At 72.4% G+C, this 11,920-nt stretch carries 10 protein-coding genes; 8 read left to right on the top strand and 2 right to left on the bottom strand.

Features of this window, described 5'->3' with window-relative positions; genetic code table 11:
* The first annotated feature begins 90 nt into the window (after window positions 1-90).
* Window positions 91-1,767, top strand: a complete 1,677-nt coding sequence (locus K7472_RS24995) for a protein kinase domain-containing protein (RefSeq protein ID WP_222980808.1) — start codon at window positions 91-93, stop codon at window positions 1,765-1,767.
* Window positions 1,768-1,798: 31 nt separating this feature from the next.
* Here K7472_RS24995 and K7472_RS24990 read toward each other — a convergent pair whose 3' ends face one another.
* Window positions 1,799-2,854: a phosphotransferase gene (locus K7472_RS24990; protein ID WP_222980807.1), complete on the bottom strand. Its 1,056-nt coding sequence runs from the start codon at window positions 2,852-2,854 to the stop codon at window positions 1,799-1,801.
* Window positions 2,855-3,316: 462 nt separating this feature from the next.
* On the opposite strand from K7472_RS24990, the gene pdhA reads away from it, so the two are divergent.
* The 6 genes from pdhA (at window position 3,317) to K7472_RS24960 (ending at window position 9,607) form a co-directional block, all read left to right on the top strand.
* Window positions 3,317-4,465: a pyruvate dehydrogenase (acetyl-transferring) E1 component subunit alpha gene (pdhA, locus tag K7472_RS24985; RefSeq protein WP_222980806.1), complete on the top strand. Its 1,149-nt coding sequence runs from the start codon at window positions 3,317-3,319 to the stop codon at window positions 4,463-4,465.
* On the top strand, window positions 4,462-5,436 hold the full coding sequence (locus tag K7472_RS24980; protein ID WP_222980805.1) for an alpha-ketoacid dehydrogenase subunit beta: 975 nt from the start codon (window positions 4,462-4,464) through the stop codon (window positions 5,434-5,436). Before pdhA ends, K7472_RS24980 begins: the two co-directional genes overlap by 4 nt.
* Before the next feature lie 57 nt (window positions 5,437-5,493).
* Window positions 5,494-6,999: a dihydrolipoamide acetyltransferase family protein gene (locus tag K7472_RS24975; RefSeq protein WP_222980882.1), complete on the top strand. Its 1,506-nt coding sequence runs from the start codon at window positions 5,494-5,496 to the stop codon at window positions 6,997-6,999.
* Window positions 7,000-7,190: 191 nt separating this feature from the next.
* Window positions 7,191-7,385: a hypothetical protein gene (locus K7472_RS24970; protein ID WP_222980804.1), complete on the top strand. Its 195-nt coding sequence runs from the start codon at window positions 7,191-7,193 to the stop codon at window positions 7,383-7,385.
* Window positions 7,386-7,493: 108 nt separating this feature from the next.
* Window positions 7,494-8,219: a GntR family transcriptional regulator gene (locus K7472_RS24965; RefSeq protein WP_222980803.1), complete on the top strand. Its 726-nt coding sequence runs from the start codon at window positions 7,494-7,496 to the stop codon at window positions 8,217-8,219.
* Complete coding sequence (locus K7472_RS24960; RefSeq protein ID WP_222980802.1) at window positions 8,216-9,607, top strand: MFS transporter; 1,392 nt, start codon at window positions 8,216-8,218, stop codon at window positions 9,605-9,607. Before K7472_RS24965 ends, K7472_RS24960 begins: the two co-directional genes overlap by 4 nt.
* Window positions 9,608-9,801: 194 nt before the next feature.
* On the opposite strand, the gene K7472_RS24955 is transcribed toward K7472_RS24960, so the two are convergent.
* On the bottom strand, window positions 9,802-10,626 hold the full coding sequence (locus K7472_RS24955; protein ID WP_222980801.1) for a maleylpyruvate isomerase family mycothiol-dependent enzyme: 825 nt from the start codon (window positions 10,624-10,626) through the stop codon (window positions 9,802-9,804).
* 228 nt (window positions 10,627-10,854) lie between these two features.
* Between K7472_RS24955 and K7472_RS24950 the strand changes: the two genes are divergently transcribed.
* Entirely contained in the window at window positions 10,855-11,784 is a 930-nt protein-coding gene (locus K7472_RS24950; protein WP_222980800.1) for a carbon-nitrogen family hydrolase, read from the top strand.
* Window positions 11,785-11,920: the final 136 nt, after the last annotated feature.

Genomic DNA, 11,920 nt, shown 5'->3' with positions numbered 1-11,920 from the left:
CCGCGGAGCGTAACCGGCAACGTACAACGTACGGCAACGAGGCGCGTACGGACCCGTCCGGTACGAGGCGATGAGCGACGGCGAGGACTGATGGACCACACGCAGGCCTCCGGTGACCCCGAGAAGGCCTCGGCCCCCGAGGCCCAGACCTACGACACACCGGAGCTGTGGGGCGCGAACGGTCTGATCGGCGACGGCCGTTACCGGCTCACCCGGCGCCTTGGCCGGGGCGGCATGGCCGAGGTCTTCGCGGCCGAGGACGTCCGCCTCGGGCGCACGGTGGCCGTCAAGCTGCTGCGCAGCGACCTCGCGGAGGACCCGGTCTCCAAGGCCCGCTTCACGCGTGAGGCGCAGTCGGTCGCGGGCCTCAACCACCACGCCGTGGTCGCCGTCTACGACTCCGGCGAGGACCGGATCGGCCCCAACGTCGTTCCGTACATCGTCATGGAGCTGTGCGAGGGCCGCACCATCCGCGACCTGCTGATCGCGGAGGAGTCGCCGCCGGTCGACCAGGCGTTGATCATCGTCTCCGGTGTGCTGGAGGCGCTCGCCTACAGCCACCAGCACGGCATCGTGCACCGCGACATCAAGCCCGCCAACGTCATCATCACCAACCAGGGCGCGGTCAAGGTGATGGACTTCGGCATCGCCCGCGCCCTGCACGGCGCGTCCACCACGATGACGCAGACCGGCATGGTCATGGGCACGCCGCAGTACCTCTCCCCCGAGCAGGCCCTCGGCAAGGCCGTCGACCACCGCAGCGACCTGTACGCGACGGGCTGTCTGCTCTACGAACTCCTCACGCTGCGGCCGCCGTTCACCGGCGAGACGCCGCTGTCGGTGGTCTACCAGCACGTCCAGGACGACCCCAAGATCCCCTCGCAGGTCAGCGACCGGGTTCCGCCGGAGCTGGACGGCATGGTGCTGCGCGCTCTCGCCAAGAACCCGGACGACCGCTTCCAGAGCGCCGAAGAGATGCACGGCCTCGTCCAGTACGCCCTGCGCATGCTCCAGGAGCAGGGCGGCTGGACCGACGCCTGGGACACCGGCTACGTGAACCACGGCGCGGAGTCCACCCCGGTCGGCGGGACCGCGGCCACCACCGTGATGCCGCACCCGCAGGCCGGGCAGACCGCTGCCCTCGCCCCGCCGCTGCTGATGGGCCCGCCCGGCAGGGAGGGCGACGGCGGGTACGACGGCTATGACGGTTACGGTTCCGGGCCGGGCGGCAACGGGCGCGGCGGCAGCGGCCACCGGGCCCGCAACACCATGCTGCTCGTGGTCGCCGCGATCGTCGCGATCGGTCTGGGTGTCTTCTTCGCCGTCCACTTCGGCCAGGCGAACGACGCCAAGCGTCCGCCCGCCACCACGTCGCAGTCCCCGCAGCCGAGCGACAGCACCCAGCCCTCGCAGACGCCCAGCGACTCGGACACGCCCAGCACGGGCACCGGCGACGACGGCTCGACCAGCGACTACCCGTCGACCCAGCCGGTCGACCCCTACCCGTCGCAGCCGGACGACTCGGACACGCCCAGCTCCCCTCCGCCGAGCTCCGCCCCGCCCAGCTCCCCGCCGCCCAGCACCTCGGACGGCGGCAGCACGGAGGGCACGTCGGCCGGGTCGACGGCCGGGCAGAGCGCTGGTACGACCGCGGGGCAGGACGGCGGCGCCACCAAGGGGACCAGCCAGGGCACCACGGCCGGCTCCACGGTGGGCACCACCGCCGGTAGCACGGCGGGTAACACCGCCGGTCAGAACTCCGACTGACCCCGCTCCGCCCCTCATCCACTGGCCGCCTTCACCCCGTGAAGGCGGCCAGCACCTCTGCGTACTCCCGCGTCCACCACACCACCAGCCCGGCCGCCGCGGGGAAGAGCGGGTCGGCCCTGCGGTCGTGCCGCTGGTAGCGCCAGCGCAGCATCCACAGGTCGTTCAGCCGCTCCCACCACACCCGGTGCACGGCCGCCGCCAGCTCGTCCGCGGGCACCCGGGCGGTGCGCCGGTACGCCCGGGCGTAGCCGCGCACCCGGGCGAGGTCCAGCGTCCCGTCCTCCTCCCGTAAGAAGAAGATGGCCGCCGCGCGCACGGCCTCCTCGGCGCGCGGCTGCACACCCAGGCGGTCCCAGTCCACGATCGCGGCGGGTTCGGCGCCCCGGTAGAGCAGGTTGAAGGGGTGGAAGTCGCCGTGCACCCAGCCGGTCACACGGGTCGTCGCGTCGGCCGGTCTGCGGTGGGCGTGCCGCTCCAGCAGGAGCCGCCGTTCCAGCAGCCGGTCCTCCGCCAGCGCGTCGAAGGCGTCGCGCGGGTGGTGGCGGCGGGCCAGCCGCAGCAGCTCGTCGATGAGCGCGTAGCTGTCCTCGGGGGAGGCACTCGGATGCGGCACCGCCGTCGCCGGTTCGCGCTGCGGCGGCAGGACCCGCTCCAGGGAGGTGTGCACCAGGCCGAGCAGCGCGCCCAGCCGCCGCGACTCGCCGAAGCTCAGCTCGGTGCCGGCCCGGTGCCGCCCGTCGACCCAGGGGTAGAGCGCGTACGGGCTGCCGCCGATCACCACCACCGTGCGGCCGTCCGCGTCCCGCAGCGGCGCGGCCACCGGCAGGCCGAGCGCGCCCAGGCGCAGCGTCGCGTGGTGCTGGCGGGCGATGGTCTCCGGGTGGGCGGTGTCACGGTCGGGGTCGTCGAGGTACTGCTTGAGGAAGAAGCGGCCACGGGTGGTGGCGACGCGGTATCCGCGGTTGAGCAGTCCCCGTGCGACGGGCTGGCAGGACAACGGGGTCCCGGCGTGGTGGTAGCGGCTGAGCAGGCGTCCGATCGTGCGGTCGGAGGGCGGCGCCGTCGCCGGACTTCGAGAGGGCACCGGCGCATCGTAGATCACCCAGAGTGCGTACGTGGTCACGCCTGTGTCATATTCCGCCGCTGACGGCGCCCGGGCCCGCGCGGGGGCGCCCGATCGGTGGTCCGCGCCCCCGGGGTCGTGACCTGCCTCGTGTTCACACGGTTGCCGCTCACTCACCCGATTCGCGTCGTTTCCCTCTTACGCAGTCGCGATCCGCGGGATACCGTGCCGTTGTCCCGGTGGCCTGCGGGAATGACGCCTTCACGGTGACTTACTAGGAAATCCAAGCAAAACCGCAGGTAGATGCCCCTTCGCGCTATTGCGGCAGTAGTGGGTAACGTCTCTTTTGCAGGCCGCCAGCCGGGGCACTTGTCACGCCCGGACTCCGGCCTTGTCGCACACACCCCGTGCGCCGAGCCGAGTCGGGTGAACCCGTACGGCCGCCGGCGGACCCCGGGGGCCGGCCAGACGGAGGAGCAAGACGTGAGCGTGAAGAGCACTGCCGCGCGCAGCAGCCGCGGCGGCGCGAAGCGCCGAGGGGCAGCCGGGCAGGTACCCGAGCTGGTGCAGTTGCTGACCCCCGAGGGCGAGCGCGTAGAGCACAGCGAGTACTCCATCGACCTGTCCCCCGAAGAGCTGCGCGGCCTGTACCGCGACATGGTGCTGACCCGTCGCTTCGACGCCGAGGCCATCACCCTCCAGCGCCAGGGCGAGCTGGGACTGTGGGCCTCGCTGCTGGGCCAGGAGGCCGCGCAGATCGGCTCCGGACGCGCCACCCGCCCCGACGACTACGTGTTCCCCACCTACCGTGAGCACGGCGTGGCCTGGACCCGTGGGGTCGACCCGCTGAACCTGCTGGGGATGTTCCGGGGCGTGAACAACGGCGGCTGGGATCCGAACACCAACAACTTCCAGCTCTACACCATCGTCATCGGCTCGCAGACGCTGCACGCCACCGGCTACGCCATGGGCGTCGCCAAGGACGGCGCCGACTCCGCGGTCATCGCCTACTTCGGCGACGGCGCCTCCAGCCAGGGCGACGTCGCCGAGGCGTTCACCTTCTCGGCCGTCTACAACGCTCCGGTCGTCTTCTTCTGCCAGAACAACCAGTGGGCGATCTCCGAGCCCACCGAGAAGCAGACCCGCGTGCCGCTCTACCAGCGCGCCGCGGGTTTCGGCTTCCCGGGCGTCCGCGTGGACGGCAACGACGTGCTGGCCGTGCTCGCCGTGACCCGCGCGGCCCTGGAGCGGGCCCGCTCCGGCGGCGGCCCGACGCTGGTCGAGGCGTTCACCTACCGCATGGGCGCGCACACCACCTCCGACGACGCCAGCCGCTACCGGCTCGACACCGAGCGCCAGGAGTGGGAGGCCAAGGACCCGATCGCCCGCCTGAAGGCCTACCTGGACAACGAGAAGGCGGCCGACGACGCGTTCTACGCCGAGGTCGAGGCGGAGAGCGACGCCCTGGCCAAGCGGGTGCGCGAAGGGGTGCGCGCGATGCCCGACCCCGACCCCATGACGATCTTCGACAACGTCTACGCGGACGGCCACGCGCTGGTCGACGAGGAGCGCGCGCAGTTCGCCGCCTACCGGGCGTCCTTCGCCGACACGCAGGAAGGGGCCGTCCGATGACCGCCATGACCCTGGCCAAGGCCATCAACTCCAGCCTGCGCACCGCGATGGAGAGCGACCCCAAGGTCCTGGTGATGGGCGAGGACGTCGGCAAGCTCGGCGGCGTCTTCCGGGTCACCGACGGCCTGCAGAAGGACTTCGGCGAGGAGCGGGTCATCGACACCCCGCTGGCCGAGTCCGGCATCGTCGGCAGCGCGATCGGCCTGGCGCTGCGCGGCTACCGCCCGGTGGTGGAGATCCAGTTCGACGGCTTCGTCTTCCCCGCGTACGACCAGATCGTCACCCAGCTGGCCAAGATGCACGCCAGGGCGCTCGGCAAGGTCAAGATGCCGGTCGTCATCCGCATCCCCTACGGCGGCGGCATCGGTGCGGTCGAGCACCACAGCGAGTCGCCCGAGGCGCTGTTCGCGCACGTGGCGGGCCTGAAGGTGATCTCCCCGGCGACGCCGTCCGACGCGTACTGGATGCTCCAGCAGGCCATCGAGTGCGACGACCCGGTGATCTTCTTCGAGCCCAAGCGGCGCTACTGGGACAAGGGCGAGGTCGACACGGCCGCCGTCCCCGCCCCGCTGCACCGGGCCCTGGTCGCCCGCGAGGGCACCGACCTGACGCTGGCCGCCTACGGCCCGATGGTGAAGGTCTGCCTCGAGGCCGCGAAGGCGGCCGAGGAGGAGGGCCGCAACCTGGAGGTCGTCGACCTCAGGTCGATCTCCCCGGTCGACTTCGACACCCTCCAGGCGTCGGTGGAGAAGACCCGGCGGCTGGTCGTGGTCCACGAGGCGCCGGTGTTCTTCGGCTCCGGCGCGGAGATCGCGTCCCGGATCACCGAGCGGTGCTTCTACCACCTGGAGGCGCCGGTGCTGCGGGTGGGCGGTTTCCACTCGCCGTACCCGCCGGCCCGGGTCGAGGAGGAATACCTGCCCGGCCTTGACCGTGTGCTCGACGCCGTCGACCGCGCACTGGCCTTCTGAAAGCCGAGGAGAGCAGTGACCGTGACTGAGACCGGGCAGCGCTACCGCGAGTTCAAGATGCCCGACGTGGGCGAGGGGCTCACGGAGGCCGAGATCCTCAAGTGGTTCGTCTCCGTCGGCGACACCGTCACCGACGGACAGGTGGTCTGCGAGGTGGAGACCGCCAAGGCGGCCGTCGAGCTGCCGATCCCGTTCGACGGCGTGGTGCACGAGGTGCGGTTCCCCGAGGGGGAGACCGTCGACGTGGGCACCGCCATCATCACCGTGGACACCACCCCCGGCGCGGCCTCGGCCGGGCCCGCCTCGCCCGAGGTGCTGGAGGCCACCGACGCCGTGGCGTCCGAGCCCACGGCGTCCGCGCCCACCTCCCCCGAATCCGTTCCGGCGGAGCCCGCCGCGGCCGAGGGCGAGGCGCCCAAGCGGCAGGCCGTGCTGGTCGGCTACGGCGTCGCCCAGTCGTCCACCAAGCGCCGCCCGCGCAAGCAGGGCGGCACCGGGGTGCCGACGCAGGCCGCCGCGGCCGTGCAGGGCGAGCTGAACGGCCACGCGGCCCCGGCCGCACCGGCCCCGGAGGCTCCGGCACCGGCGGGCCCCGCGTCCGCGGCTCCGGCTGCGGCTCCCGCGGAGGGGCTGGCGAGGCCGCTGGCCAAGCCGCCGGTGCGCAAGCTGGCCAAGGACCTCGGCGTCGACCTGGCGACCGTCGTCCCGACCGGCCCCAACAACACCGTCACCCGGGAGGACGTCCACGCGGCGGCCGCCCCGGAGCAGGCGGCACCCGAGACCGTGCGTCCCGTCGAGCCCGCCCCGGCGGCCCGCGCGGAGTCGGCGGTGGCTTCGGCCTCGACGGCCGGCGGGGATGTTTCACGTGAAACGCGCATCCCCGTCAAGGGTGTGCGCAAGGCCACCGCGCAGGCGATGGTGGCCAGCGCGTTCACCGCGCCGCATGTCACCGAGTTCGTGACGTTCGACATCACGCGCACCATGCGTCTGGTGCAGGAGCTCAAGATCGATCCGGGCTTCGCCGGACTGCGGGTCAGCCCCCTGCTGCTGGTGGCCAAGGCACTGCTGGTCGCCGTCAAGCGCAACCCCGAGGTCAACGCCGCCTGGGACGAGGCCAACCAGGAGATCGTCCACAAGGGCTACGTGAACCTGGGCATCGCCGCCGCCACCCCGCGCGGTCTGATCGTGCCCAACATCAAGGACGCGCAGGCCAAGACGCTGCCCGAACTCGCGGCGGCGCTGGGCGAGTTGGTCGGTACGGCCCGCGAGGGCAAGACGACCCCGGCTGCCATGCAGGGCGGCACGATCACCATCACCAACGTCGGCGTCTTCGGCGTCGACGCCGGGACGCCGATCCTCAACCCGGGCGAGTCCGCGATCCTCGCGTTCGGCGCGGTCAAGGACCAGCCCTGGGTGCACAAGGGCAAGGTGAAGGTCCGCCAGGTCACCACGCTGGCGCTCTCCTTCGACCACCGGCTGATCGACGGCGAGCTGGGCTCGAAGTTCCTCGCCGACATCGCGGCGGTGCTGGAGTACCCGAAGCGGCTCATGACCTGGTCGTAGCCGTCGATTCCCACCAGGGCGAAGGCCCGGACGCGTCCGCCGCGTCCGGGCCTTCGCCCTGTGCGGAGCCGGTGCCCTGTGCCGGGCACCCTCGCGCGCCTACGGGACAGCGGGGAGAAAGTATGGCGATATAGACCTATCCATCGGATTTCGCCACTTCCGGCACCCGGAGTTACGCCGAAGGACTGACCATGGTCGTCTCCATCTCCGTCGTCCTGCTCCTCCTGGTCTTCGCGCTGATCCTGCTGCGGGCCGGGAGCCTGAAGCTCTCCCACGCCGTGCTGTGCGTCCTGCTGGGCTTCACCCTGGCGGGCACCAGCCTGGCGCCCACCATCCAGTCCGGCATCACCGCCACAGCGGGCGTGGTGGGCCACCTCCACCCGTAGGCGCGAGGGTCGCCGCCCGCCCGGCCCCGCGCGCCCGGCGCGGTCCCTGGTCCACATGGTGGGCGCGTACTTCTTCCGTATGCGTGTTGTATCTATGATGTGCGCATCATGGCTACCGACATCACCACCGCCGAAGCGCCCGACCCCGTCGGCAAGGCGCAGGCGCACGCGCACGCCGTCAAGCAGGCGCACGCCGTCAAGCGGGCGCCCGCCGCCGAGCGGGTCTACGCGCACGTCAAACAGGCCGTGCTCGACCGGTCGTACGAAGGCGGGACGCTGCTGACCGAGGGCGACCTCGCGGACGCCGTGGGGGTGTCGCGCACGCCGGTGCGCGAAGGGCTGCTGCGGCTGGAGGCCGAAGGGCTGATCAAGCTCTACCCCAAGAAGGGCGCCCTGGTGCTGCCGGTCTCGGCGCAGGAGATCGCCGACGTGGTGGAGACCCGCCTGCTCATCGAGGAGCACGCGGTGCGCAAGGTGATCCCGGCCGGGGACCAGCTGCTGCGCCGCCTCGAAGAGCTGCTGGACGAGCACGAGGAGCACCGCGAGACCGGCGACCTGGCCCGCGCCTCGGTGACCGACCGCTGCTTCCACGCGGAGATCGTGCGCGCCGCGGGCAACGCCATCCTCGCGCACCTGTACGACCAGATGCGGGACCGTCAGCTGCGCATGGGCGTGCAGGTCATGCACGCCGAGCCGGACCGCATCGCCAGGAACATCACCGAGCACGCCGAGATCCTCGCCGCGATCCGCGCCGGGGACGCCGACGGTGCCGCGGCGGCGGTGCGCCGGCACGTCGGCCGGGTCAAGGCCATCGTCAGGGGGGAGGAAGCGTGAGCACGACCGAGACCGACCGGCGGGCCCTGCGGCTGCCGGGTGATCCGCCCGGCGGCGCGCGGGCGGCGGCCGTCTGGGGTATCGGCGTCTTCGTCTACATGGTGGCGGTCGTACACCGCTCCAGCCTCGGCGTGGCAGGCATCGACGCGGCCCACCGCTTCCACATCGACGCCTCCGCGCTGTCCACGTTCTCCATCCTCCAGGTGCTGGTCTACGCGGGCATGCAGATACCCGTGGGCGTGCTGGTCGACCGTTTCGGCACCAAGCGCGTCCTGATCTGCGGCGTGATCCTGCTGACCGCCGGTCAACTGGGCTTCGCGCTCTCGCACTCCTACGGCGCCGCGCTGGCCGCCCGCGCGGTGCTCGGCTGCGGCGACGCGATGACGTTCATCAGCGTGCTGCGGCTCGGCTCGCGCTGGTTCCCGGCCCGGCGCGGGCCGTTGATAGCCCAGGGCGCCGCGCTGTTCGGCATGGCGGGCAACCTGGTCAGCACCCTCGTGCTGGCCCGCCTGCTGCACTCGGCGGGCTGGACGCCGACCTTCGTGGGCACGGCCCTCGGCGGCGCCTCGGTCCTCGTCCTCGTGCTGCTGTTCATGAAGGACCACCCCGAGGGCTACGAGCCGCCGCCCGCCCAGCCCCGCGCGCCCGGCGCGGTCCGGCGTCAACTCGCCGACGCCTGGCGGGAACCCGGCACCCGGCTCGGGATGTGGGTGCACTTCACCACGCAGTTCTCCGCGATGGTCTTCCTGCTGCTGTGGGGGATGCCGTTCCTGGTCGAGGGCGAGGGCCTGACCCGGGCCACCGCCGGGTCGCTGCTGACGCTCGTGGTGGTCTCCAACATGGTGCTCGGCATGGTCTTCGGCCAGGTCATCGCCCGCCACCACGGCGCGCGGATGCCGCTGGCGCTGGGCACGGTGCTGGCCACGGCGGCCTGCTGGGTCGCGGTGCTGACGTGGCACGGCGGCCCGACCGGGGCGCACGCCGGCGCGGGCTCGACGGCCGCCTCCGCCGCGTCCGCCGCCGCCGCGGGACACGCGCCGATGTGGCTGCTGGTGGTGCTGTGCGCGGTGCTGGGGGCGTGCGGGCCGGCCTCGATGATCGGGTTCGACTTCGCCCGTCCGGCCAATCCGCCGGAACGGTTCGGCACCGCCTCCGGCGTCGTCAACATGGGCGGCTTCACCGCGACGATGCTCGCCCTGCTGGCCATCGGCGAACTGCTCGACGCCACCGGTGACGACTACGCGGTCGCGATGTGCAGCGTCTTCGTCCTCCAGGCCATCGGCCTGAGCCAGATCCTCCGCCTGCGCGGGAAGGCCGCCCGGCGCGAACGGGAGAGGATCACGGTGAGCAGGGTGGAGACGGTGCACACGGCGGAGGTCGGAGCGTAGTCAGGGCGTAGGAGGCGCTACGGGGGGCTTTACGGCGCACTCGGGGTCCTGGCTGGCATGGCACAGGGGGCGCGGCGCCCGCTCCTTCGGCCGGGACGCTCCGTGCCCGCCCCCTCCGCCGGGGCCCTCCGCACCCGCCCTCTCCTCCGGGACGCTCCGCGCCCGCCACCTCCGCCGCCCCACCGGCGACCGCCTTACGGCGTGACCGCCATGTGGCCCAGGATCGCCGCCGCCAGGTCCTGGTCGCCCTCGGTCTTCACCAGGTCGCCGACCGCGTCCCCCCGCACCCGGCCGCACGCCAGCCGTACGAACGTCTCCCAGTCCATCGCCAGCGTCACCGCGGGTCCCAGCGACACGCTGCCGTCGATCGTCCCGTGGCCCTCGGCGTCGACCCGTACCGTCCGCATGAACTCGACCGGCCCGTGCACGTCGAAGACGACCGCGGAACCCGCGGGCGCGCCCGCCTCCTTGGCGACCACCTTGGGCAGTTGGGGCAGCAGGAAGTCGCGGGTGACCAGCCCGCCCGGCGAGTCGAGGTTGCCGGGGCGGTCCAGCGTCCGGCGCAGGTCCTGCTCGTGCACCCATACGTCGAACGCGCGCATACGCAGCTGGAGTTCCAGCGTGACCTCACGGCCCATCAGGCCGCGCACCGTGGTCTCCGGCGCCCGGGTCTCGTTGCGCAGCTGACGGGAGCGCCGGATGATCGTGTACTCCAGTTCGGAGGTCATCTCGGGCGCGGTGTGGCAGCGGCGGACGTCGACCTGCACCTCGCAGTAACGGCTGAACTCGTCCGTGACGTGGTACAGGTCGCGCGGCAGCGAGTGGATCGGTCGCGGATCGCCCAGCGCCTCGCACTCGAAGCCGATGATGTGTGACACCACGTCACGCACCGACCAGCCCGGGCATTCCGTCGCCCGGTTCCACTCGCCCTCACTGAGCGGGGTCACCATCTCGGATATCGCTTCGATGGAGTGGGTCCAGGCATCGATGTAGGGCTGGAGCTTGCTGTGGACGGTCACGGGACCCCTCGAACGGATCGGTGCTCGGTCGCGGCGCTGAGACGACGATGCGGTGGACGGCGGTGTGGCGGGCGGGCGGGTGCGGCTTGCGGTGGTACGTGAGTACGACGGTGCTTCGTAGGCGGCGGTGTGCGCCCAAATTACGCTGTGGGCAGGCACCATGGCAGTGCTTTCGTGTGACGATCGTAGGCTTCGGAGAAGCAGACCCGACTCATGGGCGGTGGTACCGTGCGCGCATCCCTCATCCAGATCGACGTCAAGCCGGACGAGTCGGTCGATTCGCGCCGCGCCAGGGCGGCCGGACTGGTACGCGACCAGGCGGGCGCGGACCTCGTGGTGCTGCCGGAACTGTGGACGGTGGGCGCGTTCGCCTACGACGACTTCGCGCCGGGCGCGGAACCGGTCGACGGGCCGACGGCGGCGGCGATGAGCGCGGCGGCGCGCGACGCGGGCGTGTGGCTGCACGCGGGGTCGATCGTGGAGCGCGTGCCGCGCGCAGGCGCACACCCGGAGGCCGACGACCGCGGGCGCGCGCCGGAGCACGGTGACGCGATCGCACCGGAGCAAGGCCGTGACGCCCTCGCGCCGGAGCACGGCGGCGACGCCCTCCACAACGATGCCCTCTACAACACCGCGCTGCTCTTCGCGCCGGACGGCCGACTGCACCGCGTCTACCGCAAGATCCACCGCTTCGGCTTCGACAAGGGCGAGGCGGCGCTGATGTCGGCGGGCGAGGACATCGTCACCGCCCACCTGCCGGGTCCTGACCTCACCCTGGGCCTGACCACCTGCTACGACCTGCGCTTCCCCGAGCAGTTCCGGCTCCTGGTGGACGCGGGCGCGCAGGCGGTCGTGGTCAGCGCGGGCTGGCCGGCCCGGCGGCGTGAGCACTGGTCGCTGCTGGCCCGGGCGCGCGCGGTCGAGTCGCAGGCGTACGTGCTGGCCTGCTGCTCGGCCGGCACCCACGCGGGCGTCGAGCAGGCCGGGCACAGCGTCGTCGTGGACCCGTGGGGCGAGGTGCTGGCCGAGGCGGGCGCCGGGGAGCAGGTCCTCACGGTCGAGCTGGACCCGGCACGGGTGGAGCGCACCCGGGCGGAGTTCCCGGTCCTGCGCGACCGCGTCCTGGGCGTGCCGACGCCGAAGAGGCCGGGAGCGTAGCGGCACGGGAAGCGACCGGGGGCGGTACGGGAAGAGCCCGAGAGCGTAGCGGCACGGGTCTTCCCGCCCACCAGGCCGCCGCGGGCCCCCGCTTCGACAAACCACCCCGTCTGTGCTGCGCTGGAAGCACGGAGGT

Source organism: Streptantibioticus parmotrematis, from assembly GCF_019890615.1.
Taxonomy (GTDB): Bacteria; Actinomycetota; Actinomycetes; order Streptomycetales; family Streptomycetaceae; genus Streptantibioticus_D; species Streptantibioticus_D parmotrematis.
Note: the sequence above shows the minus strand (reverse complement) of the source record. Positions and strands in the feature narration are given on the sequence as shown.